Consider the following 21423-nt stretch of genomic DNA (forward strand, 5'->3'; position numbering starts at 1 on the left):
TATTTGCAAAAGCAACAAATGTTAAGAGCATGAATTATATGATGTTCCCATTTTAAGTAAATGTTTAATTATTAATAATCTACGGCATTCAACAAATAATGAAGTATTTCATAAAGACTATCGAGGTACAGAGTGGGATGATGGTTAACAAGAAGAAGGCAGAACGCCTGAGAAAAAAACTATAGAGAATCCGCATAAATAGCAGAAACTAAAAAGCGGCAGGTATGCGTGGCCTGCCGCTTGATTCAACACACTTTCTTCTTTCGAAGATAAAGGAACATAAGTATGCGAATTCTTTTGTATTGGTTTTAGGACAAAAATAAAAGCAAACCGATACTTAAGTATTAAGTTATCAGAGTCTGATCCCGCCGTCAATTTCTACTACACGACCGGTGAAAAAGTCATTCTCGATAATGTATTTCGCCGTATGGGCGATTTCGCCAGCTTCACCCAGACGACCAACTGGTTTCATCTTCAGCAGTCGCTCTTTGGCTTCTGGTTTCATGGCGTCCGTCATCTGAGTGCGGATCACACCAGGTGCGATTGCACCGACACGAATACCATAGCGACCAAGTTCTTTAGCCCAGGACGTTGTCATCGCAACAACACCCGCTTTGGCGGCTGAGTAGTTGGTCTGGCCCATGTTACCTGCCCGTGCGACACTCGACATATTAATGATAACGCCGCCTTCCTGGCCTTCTACCATCTTAGTTGCCGCTTCACGGCCACACAGGAATACCCCGGTTAAGTTAACATCTAATACAGACTGGAACTGTTGCAGTGACATCTTGTCAGTCACTTCTCCGTCTTTGGCTTTTAATAACAGGCCATCACGCAAAATGCCTGCGTTGTTAACCAGCACCGAGATCTTACCGAGATCTGCGACTATGTCGTTAAACACTTGCTCAACGTCGCTTTCCAGGCTTACGTTCGCCACATAGGTTTTTACTTCAACATCCAGTGCTCTAAGCTCTGTAGCTGCTTCTTGCAGTTGTTCTTCCTGCATATCAATCAGTGCCAGCTTGGCACCCATTTTTGCCAGTTCCGTTGCCATCGCAAAGCCCAAGCCCTGCGCACCACCGGTGATCACCACCGCTTTATTCTTTATATCCATGATATTTCAACCCTGCTTCTGTTACTGCTTTTGTGAATAGAGTTTAAAAATAGCACTAAAATCTTCACTGCCACTGCCCTGATTCTGCATCAGGTTGTAGAGATTTTTTGCCAGTGCCCCCATCGGCGTAGCCGAGTTTGTTTGCTGTGCCGCCTGCATCGCCAGTCCCAGATCTTTGGCCATCAGATCAACCATAAATCCAGGTTTATACCCATTTGACGAAGGCACATTCTCTAATACGTCCGGACATGGGTTGTATAACTCCAGTGTCCAGTTGCGACCCGAGCTGTTGAGCATAATCTCACTCAATACTTTTGGATCAAGGCCGTGGTCAACGCCCATTTGCAGTGCCTCACTGGTGCCTGCCATGAGTATTGATAGCAGCATATTATTACAGATCTTAGCGACCTGGCCTGCTCCCACAGCTCCAGCATGGAAAATATTCTTCCCCATGTCGTTAAGCACGGTTTGCGCTTTATTGAAGTCTTCGTCATTACCGCCAACGATAAAAGTCAATGTACCCGCGGCAGCACCTGCGACACCACCTGAAACAGGTGCATCAACAAATGCAATGCCAGCGTCAGTCAGGGCATTACCAACAAACTGCGCTGATTCTGCATCTATGGTTGAGCAGTCGATTACCAGCGTCGACTTTTCAAGATAGTTGATTAAGCCATCTTCGCCAGTATAAATCATCCGCACATGCTTGCTGGCAGGTAGCATACTCACGACAAAATCGGCCCCAGCGCAAACATCAGAGACTTTGTCTGCCGCCACAGCGCCCAAAGATACAAGGTGTGCCACTGCTTCAGCACTGAGATCAAACACAGTGACCTGGTGCCCGGCTTTCACCAAATTGGCAGCCATTGGGCCACCCATATTTCCTAAACCAATAAATCCAATCTTTGCCATATGTTTATTCCTTACAGATCAGCCAGGGGATGTGTGCTCTCTTCCCAGCGTGGTGCAAAAAAGCTGTCTATCACTTTGCTGTCTACGTCAGCAATGGTCTTAAACTGCCATTGAGGTTGTCCGTCTTTGTCGATCAACAGCGCACGCACACCTTCACGGAACTCGCCCACTTCACCGCAACGCACCGACATTGCCAGCTCGCGTTGAAAACAGTCTTTGAGTGACAACCCTTCGGCACGATTTAGTTGTGCCTGGATTAACACAGCACTAAGTGGAGAACCATGTTTTAGCGCTTTTTGCGCCTTGCTCAGCCATTTATTCTCCGCGCTGTCGAGGGCCAGAATGTGCTCAACCTGGGCATCCAGCGTGTCTAGCTCAGCCAATTTAGCAAAAGACTCAGCCAGCGGCTTGATTTCGCTGCGCGGCGGAATGTGTGACGCTTCATCGAGGGAAATAAGTAGCTGAGTCAATTTCTCATGATTGAGTACGTTGGTCTTACCCCAGTTGACTTCACTGAGGTTGTGCAGCAGCATATCCAGCCGCTCACCGTCCATATAATGATCCGCCAGACCAACAAATTTGGCATCAGTGGCATTGATAGAGGCGCCAGTCAGGCCCAGGAATAAGCCCACACCGGCCGGCATTTTGTTGAGGAAATAGCTGCCGCCCACATCCGGATATAATCCAATGGTGATCTCCGGCATAGCGATACGTGATGATTCAGTCACCACACGATGACTGGCTCCGGCCATCAAGCCCAGGCCACCGCCCATGATAATGCCATTACCCCACAGCAAGATCGGTTTATCATAACTATGGATGTGATAATCAAGGCGATATTCCTCAGCAAAGAAGACTTCCAGATGATTATTACCATCTTCCGCTGCCATTGCATTGTAGAGGCTAACCACATCACCACCGGCACAGAACGCTTTCTCTCCCGCGCCTTTAAGCAATACCATAGCTACCTGCTCGTCTTCAGCCCACACTTTGAGCTGTGGTTCGAGTAGGCGGATCATTTCCAGGTTAAGTGCATTGAGTGCTTTTGGCGCATTAAGGGTGGCCACTGCCACCTTCATGCCGTTATTACAGTGCGCCAACTCAAATACCACAGGGGCATCTGCCTGGTTCAGTAACTGTAATTCAACCATTAGCCATTCACCCAGTTTGCTTTACGTTTTTCCAGGAAGGCATTCACGCCCTCTTTCTGATCTTGTGTGTCGAACAGAGTCACAAACAGTTCTCGCTCAAGCGGCAAAGCACTGTTGATGGTGCCTGTACGACCTTTTTGGATCAGAGCTTTACAGGCGGTAACGGCCACTGGGCTTTGGTCTTCAACTTTCTTAGCCAGCTCAAGCGCAGCTTCGAGCGCTTTGCCCTGCTCAACCACTTCTTCAACCAGTCCAATCTCCCGCGCTTTATCCGCTTTGAGGCGTTCACCACACAGAATCATGCGCTTAGCCCAGCCTTCACCTACCAGCCAAGATAGGTTTTGTGTGCCACCGGCACAAGGCAATAAGCCCACTTTAGCTTCTGGCAGTGCCATTTGAGCCTGCGTCTCTGCAATACGGATGTCACAGGCCAGCGCAACTTCCAGGCCGCCACCCATTGCAAAACCGTTAATGGCGGCGATAGACACACCACGGAAGTCACTCAGCGTTTCAAATGCTTCGCCAAATACGCGGGACATATCGGCCGCAACCCCTTTGTCGCCATCGGCGAACACATTCAGATCGGCACCGGCTGAGAAGAACTTTTCACCTTCCCCGGTGATCACCAACGAATAAATGTTTTTATCGGCATTAAGCTCGATCACCAACTCTTTGAGGCCTACCAGAGTGTCGCGAGTCCAGGTGTTAGCCGGTGGGTTTGACATAGTAACTATCGCGATGTGACCTTGTTTTTCGAGTTTCAATTGTGCTGACATAATGATGCTCCTTTACAATACGCTTGCTGCGCCTTCGGCTAAAATTCGGCGTGCAATGATCACCCGCATGATCTCATTGGTGCCTTCCAGGATTTGATGAACGCGTACATCACGCAGGTGGCGCTCTAGTGGGTATTCTTTGATGTAGCCATAACCACCATGAATTTGTAATGCATCATCACAAACTTTAGTACCGACATCGGTGGCAAAGCGCTTTGCCATGGCACAATAAGTGGTTTTTTCACTGTCGTTGCTGTCTAATTTAAAGGCTGCCAGGCGCACCATCTGACGCGCTGCAACCAGTTCTGTGTTCATGTCGGCAATCTTAAATTGAAGTGCCTGGAAAGCCGCCAGAGGCTTACCAAATTGCTGACGCTCCTGCATATATTCTTTGGCTGTATTCAACGCCTGTTGTGCAGTGCCGATAGAACAAGTGGCAATGTTGATACGCCCACCGTCCAAGCCTTGCATGGCAAACTTAAACCCTTCGCCTTCTTTGCCCATCAGGTTGGCTGCAGGAATGCGTACATCTTCAAATGTAACCAGACGAGTTGGCTGAGCGTTCCAGCCCATTTTTTCTTCTGCTTTACCATAGATGACACCCTCGGCATCTGCTGGAACAACAAAGGCCGAAATGCCTTTCGGACCGTCTTCACCTGTTCGGGCCATCACAACCAGCACATCGGTCTCACCCGCACCAGAGATAAACATTTTCGAGCCGTTCAGAACATACTCATCGCCTTCCAGCACGGCTTTCGTTTTCAAAGACGCCGCATCAGAGCCCGAGCCAGGTTCAGTCAGGCAGTAAGAAGCCAGTAGCTCCCCCATCACCAACTGGTCCATGTATTGATCTTTGACCGCATCGGTTGCGAAGCTGGCGATCATCCAGGTCGCCATGTTGTGTATAGTCAGCATCGCCGTTGTTGCCGTACAGCCCATCGACAATTGCTCAAAAATAATGCTTGAATCTAGACGTGACAGACCCAGGCCACCCGCTTCTTCCGGTGTGTATAAGCCACAAAAACCCAGCTCACCGGCTTTTTTGATAACATCTTTAGGGAAAATGTGTTTCTGATCCCATTCAGCTGCATGGGGTGCCAGTTCACTCATAGCAAACTGATATGCGGTTTCGGCGAATGCCTGTTGATCTTCGTTGAGATTAAAGTCCATAAAAGACCTCACTTGTTGTCATGTCGGGCGAAGTGACGATTCTGCCCGGCGTTATTCTTATGTACCTGAGTCTCAGGTATTACTACGAAAGGCCCGGGCTAAAGCCGGGCCTGAAAGGGTAACTGATTGGTGTTATCGCAGGTTAATGCTCATGTTAGGGCCGGTTACGGCCTCATCAGCAAACCAACGCGATGTGATGGTCTTGGTTTCGGTGTAGAAACGCACACCTTGCTTACCATAGGTATGCTGATCACCATAGAAAGAGTTTTTCCAGCCGGTGAATGAGAAGAACGGCAATGGCACAGGAATTGGAATATTGATCCCCACCTGACCGACTTCGATTTCATGCTGGAACTTACGTGCCGCAGCACCACTCGCAGTGAACAAGGACGTACCGTTACCATATGGGCTGTTATTAACCAGCGTAATGGCTTCTTCCAGCGTATCAACACAGACGCAGTTTAGTACCGGGCCAAAAATCTCTTGCTTGTAGATATCCATCTCTGGAGTCACATCAGTGAACAGCGTTGGGCCAACCCAGTTGCCATTTTCATAGCCTTCAACCGTAAAGTCTGAGCCATCTAGCAAACACGTTGCACCTTGTTGTTTACCACTTTCGATCAGTGATAAAATACGTGCCTTGGCCTGAGCCGAGGTTTGCGGGCCATAAGCCGCTTCTGGGTCGTTCCACACACCCGGGCGTACTTTTTCAAGGCCGGCCTTTAAGTCGTCGATCCACTCTTTGGACTTACCAACGAAGACCGCTACGGAGATACCCATGCAACGCTGACCCGCTGCACCCACAGATGCACCCACCAGGTTGTTAATGGTTTGCTCGCGACTGGCATCTGGCATGATCACCATATGGTTTTTCGCGCCTACACAGGCCTGAACACGTTTCAGGTTCTCAGTGCCTTTACTGTAGATATAAGACCCTACACCGCATGAGCCAACAAAAGAAATTGCGCGTACTTCAGGCGCTGTCAGGATTTGGTCAACCTGCTCTTTTGCACCGTGTACAACTTGCAGAACCCCTTTTGGTGCGCCTGCTTCTTCGAACAGCTCTACCAGACGCATTGGCGTCAGAGGGTCTTGCTCAGATGGCTTTAATACGAATGTGTTACCACACACAATCGCCATTGGGAACATCCACAGTGGGATCATCGCCGGGAAGTTGAACGGCGTAATACCCGCACACACACCCAGCGGTTGAATATAAGAATATGTGTCGATGTTACGGGCAACGTTCTCAACCGTTTCGCCCATCATCAGCGCCGGTGCATTTGCAGCCTGCTCCACAACTTCAATACCACGCCATACATCGCCCTTGGCATCTTCAAAGGTCTTACCAAGTTCATGACAGATAATGGTCGCAATTTCTTCCTGGTGCTCTTTGAGCAATGCAGCATAACGCATCATAATGCGCGCACGCTCAGTTACTGGCACATTACGCCAAGTCTTGAATGCCTCTTGCGCTGACGTGATAGCAGCCTGTACTTCATCGTGCGTCGCACACGGCACCTGCGCCAAAACTTCCTGATTCGCCGGATTGACGACATCTAACCACTTGTCAGACTGAGACTGGGTAAATTCACCGTTGATGTATAATGGTACCTGGTGCATGTGCACTCCTCCCCAAATAAAACGAAAAAGCGCCGCTTAATTATTGTCGTTGCGGCGCTATACTTAACTTAAACTTCGACGGCTAATGCCACCGCTTCGCCACCACCAATACACAGTGAGGCAATCCCTTTTGATAAACCGCGATTGCGTAGTGCATGAATAAGCGTTACCAGGATACGTGCACCACTGGCACCAATTGGGTGACCCAGTGCACAGGCACCACCGTTCACGTTTACTTTACTTTGATCAAGGCCTAACTCGCTGATTGCCAGCATAGTCACCATGGCAAATGCTTCGTTGATTTCCCACAGATCCACGTCATCTTTAGACCAGCCAGTTTGTTCAAGCAGTTTATTCATTGCACCTACTGGTGCGACTGTAAACTCAGCAGGTGCTTGAGAATGCGTTGTATGACCGGCAATTTTACACAGCGGTGTTAAACCGTGACGCTTAGCTTCTGATTCACTCATCAGCACGAGTGCTGCCGCACCGTCTGAAATAGAAGAAGAGTTTGCTGCGGTAATAGTGCCGTCTTTTTTGAACGCCGGGCGCAGTGACGGGATCTTGTCCGGACGCGCATTACCTGGCTGCTCATCAATCGCCACTTCAACATCACCTTTGCGAGTCGAAATCACATGTGCTGCAACTTCATTGTCGAAACTGCCATTTTCGATGGCTGCATTGGCTTTACTCAAAGAGCTAAGCGCAAACTCATCCATATTGTCACGCGTAATGCCATACTCATCAGCCGTATCTTGTGCGAAGCAACCCATAGCTTTATTGTCGTAGGCGTCTTCAAGGCCATCCGCCATCATGTGATCTTTGATTTCACCATGACCCATACGCATACCACCACGCGCTTTAGGGATAAAGTAAGGCGCATTAGTCATGCTCTCCATACCACCTGCGATGGCATTATTGATGCTGCCAGCTTTAATTAAGTCATGCGCGAACATCGCAGCTTTCAGGCCTGAACCACACACTTTATTGATGGTGGTTGCGCCTGTTGAGCGAGCTAATCCCGCATGCAACATAGCCTGACGTGCAGGTGCCTGGCCTAATCCAGCCGGCAATACACAGCCCATAATAACTTCATCAATGCTGGCATCTGACAAACCAGTCTCAGCCATAACCGCTTTAATTGCGGTTGCACCTAAATCAGTAGCGCTGGCACCTGAAAGGCTGCCCATAAATCCACCCATAGGGGTACGTTTTGCGGCGACAATGACAACAGCTTCGTTACTCATTAAAAAAACTCCTGTTTACAAGCAAGTTGCTTGCTTTTAGTAATCTCTTACGTCGAGCATACCTAATATTTACGTTTACGCCAACGTAAATCTAAAATCAAGCAAATTGCGATCTCTGAAAGTGTAAAGTTAAGTTGCACATCGAGGTTGCCACTGGTGTGGGATCGATGTGTCGTCCTCCTCGCCAGTCAGTCCTGAACCAAGCGACTATACTGCATTGTGACGTACGATCTGGAGTGCCTCAGCGGGTCTTCTGCAAGCTAAACGAATACCTAAAGTAGACCAGTATGAGCAGCTTCGATATGCGACTATCGGATGAAACAAACACCATACTTTACCTTTACGTAAACTTCACTTATATTGGATAAATCAGTTTTGATGTAAGTGCGTAAACGATGCAAGACAACCAAGAACCAACTTATTCAATCAGCGAACTCGCCAAGGAGTTTGATATTACCACCCGAAGTATTCGGTTTTATGAAGATCAGGGATTACTTTCACCTGATCGTCACGGCCAGACCCGCATCTATTCAAAGCGTGACAAAGTCCGCCTCAAACTGATCCTGCGCGGCAAGCGTTTAGGCTTTACTCTGGCAGAAACCGGTCGCTTGTTTGAGCTCTACGACGCTGACAAATCAAGCGCCAAACAGCTTCATACTATGCTGCAATTGATCGAAGAAAAAAAGGCCGATCTGAGTCAGCAAATGGACGACATTAAAGTTGTCCTGATGGAGCTGGTGACAGCAGAACGCCGCTGCCTGGATACTTTAAAGAATTTAGACGAATAGTGATTGAGCAATGTAGCACTTAATGCGAGTCGCGGCGAGTGCTTAATCAAGAATAACTCTCACACAGGATAACTACAGATGAGCACAGTATCACTTTATAAAGAACTTAACTTTGGCCTGGGCGAAACGGCGGACATGATCCGTGACCACGTGAACAGCTTTGCCAGCAGTGAAATTGCCCCACTGGCAGAAAAAACCGACGAAGAAAACGCGTTCCCCAATGAAATGTGGCCAAAGTTTGGTGACATGGGCCTGTTGGGTATCACAGTACCGGAAGAATTTGGTGGTGCAAACATGGGCTATCTGGAACACGTTATCGCGATGGAAGAGATCAGCCGTGCCAGCGCCTCAATCGGATTAAGCTATGGCGCCCATTCAAACTTGTGCGTAAACCAAATCAATCGCAATGGTAATCAGGCACAAAAAGAAAAATACCTGCCTAAACTCATCTCAGGTGAACACATAGGTGCACTGGCGATGAGTGAACCCAACTCAGGCTCAGATGTGGTTTCCATGAAACTCAAAGCGGAGAAAAAAGGCGATAAGTTCATCCTGAACGGTAATAAGATGTGGATCACCAATGGTCCCGACGCCGATGTATTCGTCATCTATGCAAAAACAGACTTAGACGCAGGTCCACGCGGTATTACGGCGTTTATCGTTGAGCGTGACTTCCCGGGGTTCTCTACCGCACAGAAACTCGACAAACTGGGCATGCGTGGTTCAAACACCTGTGAACTGGTATTCGAAGACTGCGAAGTACCAGAAGAAAACATTCTCGGTAACTATAATGAAGGTGTTAAGGTCCTGATGAGCGGCCTGGATTATGAACGCGTTGTACTGGCCGGTGGCCCACTGGGAATAATGCAGGCCTGTATGGATGTGGTTGTGCCTTATATCCACGAGCGGAAGCAGTTCAATCAGTCTATCGGTGAGTTCCAGCTTGTACAGGGCAAAATCGCTGACATGTACACACAAATGAATGCGGCTCGCTCATACGTATATACCGTTGCCAAAGCCTGCGACCGCGGCGAAACAACCCGTAAAGATGCAGCTGGCGTTATCCTTTATGCCGCAGAGCTGGCAACCAAGATGGCACTTGATGCAATCCAGTTACTAGGCGGCAACGGCTACATCAACGAATATCCGACCGGACGTTTATTGCGTGATGCCAAACTGTATGAAATTGGTGCCGGTACTTCTGAGATCCGCCGTATGCTGATCGGTCGCGAGCTGTTCACCGAGAGCCGCTAAGGAGGCAGCATGACAGTACTAAACTCAAATGTTAATAGTCATGACCCGCAGTTTAAGGCAAACCAGGACGCCATGGCGTCTCTGGTTGCCGATCTTAATGATAAGGTCGCAACATTATCAATGGGCGGCGGCGAGGCCCTGATCGCCCGTCATCAGAGTCGCGGCAAACTCTTTGTTCGCGACAGAATCGAGCATTTGCTCGATGAAGGCTCTCCCTTTTTAGAAATTTCTCAATTCGCAGCCTACGGCGTATATGAACAAGACATCCCTTGTGCTGGCGTGGTTGCTGGCATTGGCCGGGTGAAAGGCATTGAGTGCATGATTGTCGCAAACGATGCGACAGTCAAAGGCGGCACCTATTTCCCACTCACAGTGAAAAAGCACCTTCGCGCACAAGAAATCGCGGAACGTTGTCACCTACCCTGCATCTATTTAGTAGACTCAGGCGGTGCGAACCTGCCAGAGCAGGATGAAGTGTTCCCGGACAAGCTGCATTTTGGCCGTATTTTCTATAACCAGGCACGTATGTCTGCTAAGGGCATTCCACAAATTGCCGTCGTTATGGGCTTGTGTACCGCCGGTGGTGCTTATGTGCCCGCCATGGCCGATGAAAGTATCATAGTCAAGGAACAAGGGACGATTTTCCTCGCAGGTCCCCCGCTCGTAAAAGCGGCAACCGGTGAAGAAGTGAGTGCTGAGGACCTGGGTGGTGCCGATGTACACTGTAAAGTGTCTGGTGTTGCTGACCATTACGCAGAAAACGACGAACATGCGCTGTCTATTGCTCGCCAGTGTGTTTCTCGTCTCAACCACCAACGTCCTGTCCGCCCCGTGTTAAAAGATTTTAAAGCACCAAGATACGATATTGGTGAAATCTACGGCATCGTGGGCACTGACTTAAAGAAACCGTTTGACGTACGAGAAGTCATTGCCCGTATTGTTGACGACTCACAATTTGATGAATTCAAACGTTACTTTGGTGAAACCCTGGTGACCGGCTTTGCAGAGATTTATGGTCACCCGGTTGGTATCGTCGCCAACAACGGCATTTTATTCTCTGAGTCTGCACAAAAAGGCGCACATTTTATACAGCTTTGTGCTCAGCGCAATATCCCGCTGCTATTCTTGCAAAACATCACCGGCTTTATGGTCGGTCAGAAGTATGAAGCTGAAGGCATCGCCAAACACGGTGCCAAGATGGTTACGGCCGTGTCTTGTGCTGACGTACCGAAATTTACTGTTCTGATCGGCGGCTCTTATGGCGCGGGTAACTACGGCATGTGCGGCCGCGCTTATGAACCCACTATGATGTGGATGTGGCCAAACGCCCGTATCTCAGTCATGGGTGGTGAGCAGGCTGCGGGCGTACTGACTCAGGTTCGTCAGGATGGTCTGGCACGTAAAGGCCAGTCAATGAACGACGAAGAAGTCGCCGAGTTCAAAAAACCCATTGTTGAGCAATATGAAAAACAAGGTCACCCCTACTACGCCAGCGCGCGCTTGTGGGATGATGGCATCATAGATCCTGCTGATACACGCACTGTACTTGGTCTGGCACTTGAAGCGGCCGCCAACGCACCTGAGCAGGATTCAAAATTCGGCATTTTCCGGATGTAAGGAGGCCCTATGACAGTAACCTTAAATATCACTAAAAGTAAGGTGGCCGTGCTGGAACTCAGCCGCCCGGAAAAACACAATGCCTTCAATGCCGAAGTCATTGCTGAATTAATCAAAAGCATTGAGTATGCCAACGAGTTGGATATTCGTGCACTTATACTTAAAACCAACGGAAAACACTTCTCTGCTGGTGCCGATCTGGCCTGGATGAAGTCTATGGCTGGCAATAACTACGACGAGAATGTTGCAGACTCCATGGAGCTGGCCAAACTGATGAAGGTGCTGGCACACAGTCCACACCCCACAGTTTGCCTGGTTCAGGGCGCCGCATTCGGTGGTGCGCTGGGTTTAATCGCATGCTGTGACATCGCCGTTGCAACGCCAGATGCTAAATTCTGCCTGAGCGAAGTGAAACTTGGCCTTATCCCGGCTGTTATTAGCCCTTATGTGATCCGAGCCATTGGTGAGCGTCAGGCGCGCCGTTATTTCCTCAGTGCGGAAATCTTTACTGCAGACAAAGCGCTGAGCATGGGCCTCATCCATGAAGTTGCCGAAGATTTAGCCGGTGCTGAATCTCACTTCATTGAAACCCTGTTGAACAATGGACCCGTGGCAGTGAAAAGCGCCAAGGCATTGATCGATGAAGTCGCAGGCCACACCATCGACGACACGCTGATAGCCCACACCGCAAAGCGGATCGCAGAAATCCGGGTAAGCGAAGAAGGACAGGAAGGTCTGAGTGCCTTTTTTGAAAAACGTGCCCCCGGCTGGCAAAACGCGGCCAGCAAGTAAGGAGTACACTATGTTAAAGAAAATTCTGATAGCCAACCGAGGCGAAATCGCCTGCCGCGTCATGCGCAGCGCCAAACGCCTGGGTCTGAGCACCGTTGCCGTATACTCCGATGCCGATGCCAATGCGATGCACGTCCAACAGGCTGACGAGGCCTATCACATCGGTCCGGCGCCAAGTAAAGACTCTTACCTGGTGGCCGAACGCATTCTGGACGTTGCCAAGCGCGCCGGCGCGGACTGTATTCATCCGGGTTACGGATTCTTATCTGAAAACGAAGCCTTTGCCAACGCCTGTGAACAGGCCAATATTGCCTTTGTTGGCCCTCTGGCCTCTTCAATAGAAGCCATGGGATCAAAAACCCGCGCCAAAGAGATTATGGCCGAGGCCAATGTGCCGCTGGTGCCAGGCTATTATGGCAAGCAGCAAGATACTGATTTTCTCGCTCAGGAAGCCGAGAAAGTCGGCTACCCAGTGCTGATTAAAGCCGCTTACGGTGGAGGCGGTAAAGGTATGCGCGTGGTGCGTGAGGCAGGCGAGTTTATTAGCTCTCTTGAAGGCGCAAAACGTGAAGCCGCAGCCAGCTTTGGTAACGATCTGGTGCTGTTAGAGCGATTTGTTGATAAACCGCGTCATGTTGAAGTCCAAGTTTTCGCAGACAGCCACGGTAACTGCGTGTACCTGGGCGACCGCGACTGCTCATTGCAGCGCCGCCATCAAAAAGTCATAGAAGAAGCTCCTGCGCCGGATCTAAGTGCAGAGCTGCGCCGTGAAATGGGTGAAGCCGCAGTTCGCTGTGCTCAGGCAATTAACTACCGAGGTGCCGGAACTGTCGAATTTTTGTTATGTGGTGATGAGTTCTTCTTTATGGAGATGAACACACGACTTCAGGTGGAACACCCGGTGACCGAAATGGTGACTGGTCAGGATTTGGTTGAATGGCAAATTCGTGTCGCCAACAATGAAGTACTGCCACTCACTCAGGATGAAATTCGCCTCAGTGGGCACAGCTTCGAAGCGCGTATCTATGCCGAAGACCCGCAGGAGAACTTTATGCCTTGCTCAGGCGTATTGTCACACCTGAGTTTCCCCGTAGCGAAAGATGGCGTGCGTATTGACACCGGCGTACAGCAAGGTGACGAGATCAGCCCGTTTTATGACCCAATGATCGCAAAACTGATTGTCCACGGCCGGGACCGTCGCACTGCGTTGTTAAAATTGCGCAGCGCACTGGCTGAAGTGCATCTGGCTGGTCTGAAGAGCAATATTGCCTTCCTACACCACCTCGCAGGTCATCCAGCATTCAGCACTACCGCACCAGATACCCACTTTATTGATACTCAAACCGATACGCTAACGGCATCTCAGGCGCCTAATGATTTATTGGTTTGCCTGGCCAGTGCAGCCTACTTGGCACATCAACAAGCGGAAAAAGTGACCTCACCGTGGCAACTGTCAGGTTTTAAGCTCAATCAGCCGCGCCGTCAGGTCTTGCCATTTGCTGACCACCTGGTCATCGCTGAAGCCAAGGGCGAGCAGTGGCAGGTCTTTTATCAGGACCTGGATCACACCATGGATGTGCGCCTTGATGGCCACAGCCTGGTTGCCAACCTAGATGGTAAGCGTCTGCTTGCTGATGTGGTGATCACCGAAGATCTCATCACTGTCATGTTTGGTCCTTATCAGTTTGATGTAGCACTTAAATCTAAGCACTACGTCAGTGAGCATGAACACCAGGAAGCGCCTCTGGCTGCACCACTCAATGGTACAGTTGTGAAGCACCTGCAAAGCGTTGGTGCTCATGTGAACAAGGGCGATCCAGTTGTCGTTATCGAGGCGATGAAAATGGAATACACCCTGAATGCGCCATTTGATGGCACACTGACAAGCTACTGCTTTGACGAGGGTGAGCTGGTCAGCCACGGCGCAATGCTCGCCATTGTTGAGGAGGCCTGAAATGGCGAATTACCCTGCTCAGGTTAAAATTGTCGAGGTCGGTGCACGTGATGGTCTGCAAAATGAGTCCAGTGTATCGACCGAAGCCAAAATCACACTGGTCAATGCATTAGCAGAGGCCGGTTTGAAACACATCGAGGCTGGTGCATTTGTGTCACCCAAATGGGTGCCACAAATGGCAGATTCCAGTGACGTGATCCAGGGGTTTGTGCGCCGAGAAGGGGTGGAGATCAGCGCTCTCACACCCAACCTGAAAGGAGCGGAACTGGCACTTACCAATCAGGTCGACGAATTCGCGATTTTCACTGCGGCCAGTGAGGCCTTTACACAAAAAAACATCAACTGTTCGATTGAAGAAAGTATCGAGCGCTTCCGCCCGGTCGTTGAACTTGCACAAAAAAACAACATCAAAGTCAGAGGCTATGTAAGCTGCGTGGTTGGCTGCCCGTATCAGGGAGAGGTCGAACCAGAACAGGTGCTCGAGGTGTGTAAACAATTATTGGCATTGGGCTGCTATGAGATTAGCCTGGGCGACACCATTGGCGTGGGAACTGCCAACCAGGTCAGGCAACTGCTCACTCTGTTGCTGTCACACATCCCGGCTGAGCGTCTTGCCGTGCACTTTCATGATACCTATGGCCAGGCATTAGCCAACATCCATACGGCACTAGAAATGGGCATTGCCACCATAGATTCGGCCGTCGCCGGCTTGGGTGGTTGTCCCTATGCTAAGGGCGCGTCAGGAAATGTTGCCACTGAGGATGTTGTTTACTTGCTGCAAGGACTTGGCATTGATAGTGGAATTGATTTAGAAAGACTGGCAAAAGCAGGCTGGCAGATTTGTGAGGCGCTTGATAAAGCACCAGTAAGCAAGGTGTCACTGGCGTTGAAAAACAACTGTCAGTCATAACAACCGAGAACAACGAACAACTAGGAGTGGGCTAATGGCCGGTTTCGATAAAGTAGTTTCAAGCTATGAAGCAGCAATGGAGGGCCTCAAAGACGGCGATACCATTATTGCCGGTGGCTTTGGATTATGTGGTATTCCTGAGGGCTTGATTGCTGAAATTAAACGCAAACAAACTAAAGAACTGACTGTCGTATCTAATAACTGCGGCGTAGACGACTTTGGTCTGGGCATTTTGCTACACGACCGTCAGATCAAAAAAATCATCGCCTCTTATGTGGGCGAAAATGCCCTGTTTGAGCAACAGCTATTAGACGGTATTATCGACGTTGAGTTGACGCCTCAGGGCACGCTGGCAGAGAAGATGCGTGCCGGTGGTGCAGGTATCCCAGGTTTTTACACCGCAACGGGTTACGGTACACCGATTGCCGAGGGCAAAGAAGTTAAAGAATTTGATGGCCGCCCTTACATCCTGGAAGAGTCCATTACCGGTGAATTTGCTATCGTGAAAGCGTGGAAAGCAGATCGCTACGGTAACCTGGTATTCCGCCACACTGCCATGAACTTTAACCCTATGGCCGCAACAGCAGGTAAAATTACCGTTGCCGAGGTGGAAGAAATCGTAGAGCCGGGCGAGCTGGCGCCGAGTGAGATCCACACACCGGGGATCTATGTTAATCGCGTGATTCAGGGTAGCTTTGAAAAACGCATCGAACGTGTCACAACCCGTAAGTAAGGAGATCACCATGGCTTTAACTCGTGAACAAATTGCAATGCGCGTGGCGCAGGAGCTTCAGGACGGATACTACGTGAATCTGGGCATTGGCATCCCTACCCTGGTTGCTAACTACGTACCTCAAGGTATCGAAGTGATGCTGCAATCAGAAAACGGTCTTTTGGGTATGGGTCCTTACCCAACAGAGGACCAGGTTGACGCAGATATGATCAATGCGGGTAAAGAAACCGTGACAGCAGCCACAGGTGCGGCTATTTTTAATAGCGCCGAAAGCTTTGCCATGATCCGCGGTGGTCATGTAGACTTGACGGTACTGGGTGCATTTGAAGTGGATCAGAACGGCAATATTGCCTCGTGGATGATCCCGAAGAAATTAATCAAAGGCATGGGTGGGGCAATGGACTTAGTTGCAGGTGCACAGAACATCGTTGTTACCATGACTCATGCCAGCAAGCACGGCGATTCAAAGTTACTGGAGTCTTGCACTCTGCCGCTTACGGGCGTTAACTGTGTGAAGAAGATCGTCACGGATTTAGCCGTGCTTGAAGTGAAAGACGGTGCGTTCCATTTGCTAGAGCGCGCACCGGGTGTTAGTGTAGACGAAATTATCAGCAAAACGGCGGGTAAGCTTATTGTGAATGGCGACATTCCTGAAATGCAGTTTGCCAGCTAAACACACGCGGTCTGACACGAAAACACCAAACATGTACCGACCTCATTCCCAGTGCCAAAGGCGCTGAGTTACCCAAAATCCCTCGCAAGAGGGATTTTTTTTATCTTTTTCATTCGCATTGGTGTGAATTTATTCAGTTAAGCGCACATTCGTTTACTTTTATATTCTAACGCTTACACTAATAGACGAAGATCTTTCTGGGCAAGGTGGCCAGAGGACCTCGTTTTGGTTGGTTTATCTTAATTACATCGAAACGGCTTTTTTGATACTAAAAAGACGATCGTAATGGCAAGCACCAGGCAACCATTACCGCTGTAACTAACATAAGCCCATCGCATGCTGTTTGCATCAAAGCCGGGTATTCCTGCCTTGCCATTCACTTCTCAACCATGAGGTAACAATGGCAGACAATCACGACAAGTACAGTATTGATAATACTGACTACACAGTGGGCCAGGACAACGTACAAAAATGGGGGTTTGATGTTCATAACCCGGTTTTTGGCGTCTGTGCCGGCCTGATTTTACTTTTTCTCATTGCAATTTTAGTGAGCGATGCCGAATCAGCGAAGGCAACGCTGGACGGACTAAAGTGGAAAATTATCGGTGCGTTTGATGCTGTTTTCATGTGGTCTGGCAACTTTTTTGTCTTATTTTGTCTCGCACTGGTGCTGTCTCCTTACGGTAAAATCCGTCTTGGTGGAGATGCCGCTAAACCACAATATACCACCCTCTCCTGGCTGGCTATGCTGTTTGCCGCCGGTATGGGGATAGGATTAATGTTCTGGGGTGTGGCCGAGCCAGTAGCTTATTATACAGGCTGGTACAAAACCCCGCTCAATGTGGCCGCAAACACACCCGAAGCGGCAGAGCTTGCCATGGGCGCAACTATGTACCATTGGGGCTTACACCCCTGGGCTATCTATGCCGTTGTGGCGCTCTCATTAGCCTTCTTCGCCTATAACAAAGGTCTTCCGCTGTCTATTCGCTCTATATTCTATCCGCTGCTAGGCGACAGAGCCTGGGGCTGGCCGGGTCATGTGATAGACATTCTGGCGGTGCTGGCGACTTTGTTTGGTCTGGCAACATCGCTCGGTTTGGGCGCGCAGCAGGCAAGCGCCGGGATCCAGCACGTATTCGGGATAGAGGCCGGCCTGGGCTTGCAAATCACTGTCATCGCCGGCGTCACTTTGCTGGCTATCATTTCGGTCGTGCGGGGCATTGAAGGAGGTGTCAAAGTACTCAGTAATACCAATATGCTGCTTGCCTTTGCCTTATTGCTGTTTGTGATGCTCGCCGGGTTTGCTGTTGCACTGGGTAACATCCCGACCACTATAGTGGCTTATGCAGAGAATATCATTCCGCTAAGTAATCCGCACGGACGTGAAGATGAAGCCTGGTATCAGGGCTGGACGGTATTTTACTGGGCCTGGTGGATCTCCTGGTCTCCGTTTGTAGGTATGTTTATTGCCCGCGTTTCTGAAGGCCGGACTATTCGTGAATTTATCATCGCCGTATTGCTAATCCCAACACTGGTGACGACATTATGGATGTCGGTATACGGTGGCATCGCTATTGACCAAGTGATGTCTGGCGTTGGCTCACTGGGTGAAAATGGCCTGACCCAGGTACCACTGGCAATGTTTGAAATGTTTGAACAACTGCCACTGGGTGATGTCTTGTCGTTTGTCGCCATCGTACTGGTACTGGTGTTCTTTATCACCTCTTCAGATTCGGGCTCTCTGGTGATAGACAGTATTACGGCTGGCGGTAAGATTGACGCCCCAATTCCGCAACGCGTGTTCTGGGCAACAGTTGAAGGTGCCATTGCTGCTACGCTATTGTGGATCGGCGGTACAGAGGCTATAGAAGCCCTGCAGGCTGGTGCAATCTCGACCGGCTTACCTTTCACTCTGGTGTTATTGTTGATGTGCCTGAGCCTGATCCTGGGCCTTCGCACGGAGCAAACTCAGTCCTGATCCTATATGACACCAGCGCAACACTTCAAAATGGCATGTTCAGTTACATGCCATTTTTGTTTCTGCCGTAAGGTATGCTGACGAAGTGCCAGCAGCACTAAACTAAGCCACTACATCCATAGCGTTTTGATCTCTGTCTGTAATGTATAGTGATGCTGCAATTGCGCCTGCAATAGCTCAGCGGTTGCCAGTGCATCGCTGAGCGCATGATGCGCAATATAGTAAGGTAACCCATAACGTTTACGGCTATCAGCGAGGCGGATTGAGGGGATAGACTGGCGCTTAATTTGCTGCCACCAGGTTAACCGGTTGGTTTCAATACGATGCTCCAGTGCCATAGTATCAATCAAGGGAAATTCGATACCTTCACCCAGGCGCTGCATTAATGCCTGATTAAAGAACGGACGTTCAATGTGTCGATAATGAACCACAATCACTCTGCCTGCCAGGCTCGCCAGCAATTCTTTAAGAATAGTATCCAGATCCGGCGCTTCGCGAACCTGAGAATGGGTAATTTGATGCACCACTACAGACTCTTCATGTAGCGGCGTAGCAGGCTTTAAGATCCAATGTTTAGCGTCACGACAATAGGCCCTGCGCGCATCAAAAGGCACCAAGCCGACGCTGACTATGTCATCAGTTTCATGGTTTAACCCGGTCGTCTCGAAGTCGAGCGCGACAAAACGCGCTTCAGACACTGGTGTGTCTGGTAACTGAACACCTGCGTTATAAAACGCACGCAACCTTTCATCATTACTTTGCCGAGCCAAATGCGCAAAACGGTTTGGCCAGGATAAAATATCGCCTTGTATCGCCATTACTTGAGTATCGCCTTGTTCTGATAACGTATTTTAAGATAGCTTTGGGCTTTATCCAGTACAGCAAAGGCTTCTTTGAGATTGCGCTGTTCAAACTCAGATAATCGTTTAGGCAAAATGTTATTGTCTGGTTGTTTTCCCTGTTCTATTTTTCTCGCCTGGTGACGAATGCGGATCGTGGCGATATACTCCAGCGCCGCCTCTAAATCTTCCACCTTACCAGGTGGTAATAGCTGAGCTTCTTTAATGTCTTCCAGTCGTTCAAACGAGTTCTGTTTGCGCGAACCGATAGCCAGAGCATGTACACGTACCAGATCAGATAGAGGTGCGGTACCACGTCGTTTGATGTTCAGCGAGTGCTTATGTTCACCATCTTGTTCCAGCACAAAGTCTTTAAAAAAACCAAGCGGTGGCGTTCTGCGCAGCGCATTGTTTGCCATCGCGGCAAGAAAGCGAGGGGCGATTTTCGCTTTTTTAGCCACCAGCTCACTGAGTCGGCTGGCCAATTGAGTACATCCATAGACCCCATCGAGATCAAAAAATATCGAGCTGTGTAATAACGCCTCGGGCTTCGGGTTATCCACCCAGTCTTCAAACTGTGCTTGCCATTCACTAGCCCTTAACCGCCACTGCGGGTTGGTGGCCATAATGCCCCCATCGCAAAGCTTATAGCCACATTGCGCAAGGCCATCACAAACAAACTTAGCGAGCGCGGCAAAATAACCATCATGCTTATCCGGCTCAAAAGTATCATCGAGGATCAGGGCATTGTCCTGATCCGTGACAATCAACTGCTCATCACGTGCCATCGATCCGAGCGCGATAAAACAATAAGGTACAGGCGGTGTGCCCAGCTCGTCCTCTGCCAGTTCCAGTAACCGTTGCTTTATAGTACGGCCAATCACGGACATTGCCGTTCCAACCATGTGTGAATTGGCGTCTTCATTTACCAGGCGCACAAAGACACTGGCCAGCGACTGTGCATAATGTGCCAGATCCTCAACACTTTGCTGTTCCATAATTCCTTTGACAAACAGTAAGCTACTTTGTGATTCATAACGCAATATATCCGATAGTGCTATCACGCCAATGGGACGGCGTTTATGAACCACAGGTAAATGATGCAGATTATCTCTAAGCATCATCATCATGGCCTCAAACACATAGGCATTGGAATCTACTATTGTGAGTTCACGGGTCATAATAGCGGCAACAGACTGGTTGGTATCTAAGCCCTCAGCCACCACTTTAATGCGTAAGTCTTTGTCACTCAGGATCCCCACAATTTGTCCGTCATCATCTTCCGGATCGTCACTAACAGGCTTACTGGGGTCGAAGATCAGCAGTGCTGATACTTGCTCCTCAGTCATCAGCCTCGCCGCATCACGAATTGAGCGTGATAACTCAACCGACACTAACTCTCTGAGTAATAATGTTTTTACTTTGGCGGTAGTCAGATCATTATTGTCGGCCTGCTCGGAGACAGCCTGGATCAATCCACCGCTATCGTCCGCTTCAAAAAAGTCGGCAAAGGCCTCATGCTCATCACAAAATGCCTCAAATAACCCCACAGGGATGCAATAAACCAGGGTATCTTCTAACGCCATTACCGGAAAACGAACTTTGCGGTTTGTTAACAAGCCTCGCTGACCAAACAAACCGCCTTCAGAAATTCGGTTATATAACTCGCCATTGCGGCGGTATACCTCAACTGACCCAGCCCGCACCACATACAGGTTGGAGATGGATTCCCCGTAATGCAGAATTTCGCTGCCTGCACGGTAGTACCCTACCTCGACCTCGCTGGCAAGCTGTTGCAATGCGCGCTTGGTGAGCGCATTAAATGGCGGATGTGCAGACAAAAACTGCATGATCTCAAAGTGCTCGATTTGCATAATGACTTTTTTGTGACG

At 49.5% G+C, this 21423-nt stretch carries 18 protein-coding genes; 9 read left to right on the forward strand and 9 right to left on the reverse strand.

From position 1 onward, the window contains the following. Nucleotides 1–352: 352 nt before the first annotated feature. The 7 genes from CWC22_RS11545 to CWC22_RS11575 form a co-directional block, all read right to left on the reverse strand. A complete protein-coding gene (locus CWC22_RS11545) occupies nt 353–1114 on the reverse strand; it encodes an SDR family oxidoreductase (RefSeq protein WP_049866073.1) in 762 nt (253 codons plus the stop codon). Nucleotides 1115–1135: 21 nt separating this feature from the next. Beyond that, on the reverse strand, nt 1136–2026 hold the full coding sequence (gene mmsB, locus CWC22_RS11550; RefSeq protein ID WP_125564263.1) for a 3-hydroxyisobutyrate dehydrogenase: 891 nt from the start codon (nt 2024–2026) through the stop codon (nt 1136–1138). 11 nt (nt 2027–2037) lie between these two features. Further along, nucleotides 2038–3177, reverse strand: coding sequence for an enoyl-CoA hydratase/isomerase family protein (locus CWC22_RS11555; RefSeq protein WP_138536430.1), 1140 nt, complete (start codon nt 3175–3177; stop codon nt 2038–2040). Beyond that, nucleotides 3177–3953: an enoyl-CoA hydratase gene (locus tag CWC22_RS11560; RefSeq protein ID WP_125564260.1), complete on the reverse strand. Its 777-nt coding sequence runs from the start codon at nt 3951–3953 to the stop codon at nt 3177–3179. Before CWC22_RS11560 ends, CWC22_RS11555 begins: the two co-directional genes overlap by 1 nt. 12 nt (nt 3954–3965) lie before the next feature. Further along, nucleotides 3966–5123 carry an acyl-CoA dehydrogenase family protein gene (locus CWC22_RS11565; RefSeq protein ID WP_138536428.1) on the reverse strand — a complete coding sequence of 386 codons (1158 nt, stop codon included), beginning with the start codon at nt 5121–5123 and terminating at the stop codon, nt 3966–3968. Between the two features lie 132 nt (nt 5124–5255). Continuing rightward, nucleotides 5256–6746 carry a CoA-acylating methylmalonate-semialdehyde dehydrogenase gene (locus CWC22_RS11570; RefSeq protein WP_049866069.1) on the reverse strand — a complete coding sequence of 497 codons (1491 nt, stop codon included), beginning with the start codon at nt 6744–6746 and terminating at the stop codon, nt 5256–5258. A 68-nt stretch (nt 6747–6814) separates the two neighbouring features. Further along, nucleotides 6815–7993, reverse strand: a complete 1179-nt coding sequence (locus CWC22_RS11575; RefSeq protein ID WP_010381507.1) for an acetyl-CoA C-acyltransferase — start codon at nt 7991–7993, stop codon at nt 6815–6817. Between the two features lie 395 nt (nt 7994–8388). Between CWC22_RS11575 and CWC22_RS11580 the strand changes: the two genes are divergently transcribed. The 9 genes from CWC22_RS11580 (at nt 8389) to CWC22_RS11620 (ending at nt 18692) form a co-directional block, all read left to right on the forward strand. Further along, nucleotides 8389–8781: a MerR family transcriptional regulator gene (locus CWC22_RS11580; RefSeq protein WP_010381509.1), complete on the forward strand. Its 393-nt coding sequence runs from the start codon at nt 8389–8391 to the stop codon at nt 8779–8781. A 78-nt stretch (nt 8782–8859) separates the two neighbouring features. Next, the gene (locus CWC22_RS11585) at nt 8860–10035 is read left to right on the forward strand and encodes an isovaleryl-CoA dehydrogenase (RefSeq protein WP_010381512.1); all 1176 of its coding nucleotides are present in this window, start codon (nt 8860–8862) and stop codon (nt 10033–10035) included. Nucleotides 10036–10044: 9 nt separating this feature from the next. Then, complete coding sequence (locus CWC22_RS11590) at nt 10045–11652, forward strand: carboxyl transferase domain-containing protein (protein ID WP_138536426.1); 1608 nt, start codon at nt 10045–10047, stop codon at nt 11650–11652. A 9-nt stretch (nt 11653–11661) separates the two neighbouring features. Then, on the forward strand, nt 11662–12444 hold the full coding sequence (locus tag CWC22_RS11595; protein ID WP_138536424.1) for an enoyl-CoA hydratase/isomerase family protein: 783 nt from the start codon (nt 11662–11664) through the stop codon (nt 12442–12444). Nucleotides 12445–12454: 10 nt separating this feature from the next. After that, complete coding sequence (locus CWC22_RS11600; RefSeq protein WP_138536422.1) at nt 12455–14398, forward strand: acetyl/propionyl/methylcrotonyl-CoA carboxylase subunit alpha; 1944 nt, start codon at nt 12455–12457, stop codon at nt 14396–14398. 1 nt (nt 14399) lies between these two features. Beyond that, on the forward strand, nt 14400–15308 hold the full coding sequence (locus CWC22_RS11605; protein WP_138536421.1) for a hydroxymethylglutaryl-CoA lyase: 909 nt from the start codon (nt 14400–14402) through the stop codon (nt 15306–15308). A 34-nt stretch (nt 15309–15342) separates the two neighbouring features. Next, nucleotides 15343–16041: a CoA transferase subunit A gene (locus tag CWC22_RS11610; RefSeq protein WP_010381521.1), complete on the forward strand. Its 699-nt coding sequence runs from the start codon at nt 15343–15345 to the stop codon at nt 16039–16041. A gap of 10 nt (nt 16042–16051) precedes the next feature. Next, entirely contained in the window at nt 16052–16714 is a 663-nt protein-coding gene (locus tag CWC22_RS11615) for a CoA transferase subunit B (protein ID WP_010381523.1), read from the forward strand. Between the two features lie 400 nt (nt 16715–17114). Then, the gene (locus CWC22_RS11620) at nt 17115–18692 is read left to right on the forward strand and encodes a BCCT family transporter (RefSeq protein WP_138536418.1); all 1578 of its coding nucleotides are present in this window, start codon (nt 17115–17117) and stop codon (nt 18690–18692) included. Between the two features lie 110 nt (nt 18693–18802). On the opposite strand, the gene CWC22_RS11625 is transcribed toward CWC22_RS11620, so the two are convergent. Both CWC22_RS11625 and CWC22_RS11630 read right to left on the reverse strand, forming a co-directional pair. Next, nucleotides 18803–19510, reverse strand: a complete 708-nt coding sequence (locus CWC22_RS11625) for a 3'-5' exonuclease (protein ID WP_138536416.1) — start codon at nt 19508–19510, stop codon at nt 18803–18805. Continuing rightward, nucleotides 19510–21405 (reverse strand): DUF294 nucleotidyltransferase-like domain-containing protein, encoded by a 1896-nt coding sequence (locus CWC22_RS11630; protein ID WP_138536414.1) that lies wholly within the window; start codon nt 21403–21405, stop codon nt 19510–19512. The genes CWC22_RS11625 and CWC22_RS11630 overlap by 1 nt, the downstream gene beginning before the upstream one ends. Between the last annotated feature and the right edge of the window lie 18 nt (nt 21406–21423).

It is taken from the genome of Pseudoalteromonas rubra (assembly GCF_005886805.2).
Lineage (GTDB): Bacteria > Pseudomonadota > Gammaproteobacteria > Enterobacterales > Alteromonadaceae > Pseudoalteromonas > Pseudoalteromonas rubra_D.

What these genes read in the sequence shown, in the direction of transcription:
- CWC22_RS11590 (WP_138536426.1), top strand. Translation starts at nt 10,045, where the DNA reads ATGACAGTACTAAACTCAAATGTTAATAGTCATGACCCGCAGTTTAAG.
- CWC22_RS11600 (WP_138536422.1), top strand. Translation starts at nt 12,455, where the DNA reads ATGTTAAAGAAAATTCTGATAGCCAACCGAGGCGAAATCGCCTGCCGC.
- CWC22_RS11625 (WP_138536416.1), bottom strand. Translation starts at nt 19,510, where the DNA reads ATGGCGATACAAGGCGATATTTTATCCTGGCCAAACCGTTTTGCGCAT.
- CWC22_RS11575 (WP_010381507.1), bottom strand. Translation starts at nt 7,993, where the DNA reads ATGAGTAACGAAGCTGTTGTCATTGTCGCCGCAAAACGTACCCCTATG.
- CWC22_RS11580 (WP_010381509.1), top strand. Translation starts at nt 8,389, where the DNA reads ATGCAAGACAACCAAGAACCAACTTATTCAATCAGCGAACTCGCCAAG.
- CWC22_RS11610 (WP_010381521.1), top strand. Translation starts at nt 15,343, where the DNA reads ATGGCCGGTTTCGATAAAGTAGTTTCAAGCTATGAAGCAGCAATGGAG.
- CWC22_RS11565 (WP_138536428.1), bottom strand. Translation starts at nt 5,123, where the DNA reads ATGGACTTTAATCTCAACGAAGATCAACAGGCATTCGCCGAAACCGCA.
- CWC22_RS11630 (WP_138536414.1), bottom strand. Translation starts at nt 21,405, where the DNA reads ATGCAAATCGAGCACTTTGAGATCATGCAGTTTTTGTCTGCACATCCG.
- mmsB (WP_125564263.1), bottom strand. Translation starts at nt 2,026, where the DNA reads ATGGCAAAGATTGGATTTATTGGTTTAGGAAATATGGGTGGCCCAATG.
- CWC22_RS11560 (WP_125564260.1), bottom strand. Translation starts at nt 3,953, where the DNA reads ATGTCAGCACAATTGAAACTCGAAAAACAAGGTCACATCGCGATAGTT.
- CWC22_RS11615 (WP_010381523.1), top strand. Translation starts at nt 16,052, where the DNA reads ATGGCTTTAACTCGTGAACAAATTGCAATGCGCGTGGCGCAGGAGCTT.
- CWC22_RS11620 (WP_138536418.1), top strand. Translation starts at nt 17,115, where the DNA reads ATGGCAGACAATCACGACAAGTACAGTATTGATAATACTGACTACACA.
- CWC22_RS11545 (WP_049866073.1), bottom strand. Translation starts at nt 1,114, where the DNA reads ATGGATATAAAGAATAAAGCGGTGGTGATCACCGGTGGTGCGCAGGGC.
- CWC22_RS11585 (WP_010381512.1), top strand. Translation starts at nt 8,860, where the DNA reads ATGAGCACAGTATCACTTTATAAAGAACTTAACTTTGGCCTGGGCGAA.
- CWC22_RS11570 (WP_049866069.1), bottom strand. Translation starts at nt 6,746, where the DNA reads ATGCACCAGGTACCATTATACATCAACGGTGAATTTACCCAGTCTCAG.
- CWC22_RS11555 (WP_138536430.1), bottom strand. Translation starts at nt 3,177, where the DNA reads ATGGTTGAATTACAGTTACTGAACCAGGCAGATGCCCCTGTGGTATTT.
- CWC22_RS11605 (WP_138536421.1), top strand. Translation starts at nt 14,400, where the DNA reads ATGGCGAATTACCCTGCTCAGGTTAAAATTGTCGAGGTCGGTGCACGT.
- CWC22_RS11595 (WP_138536424.1), top strand. Translation starts at nt 11,662, where the DNA reads ATGACAGTAACCTTAAATATCACTAAAAGTAAGGTGGCCGTGCTGGAA.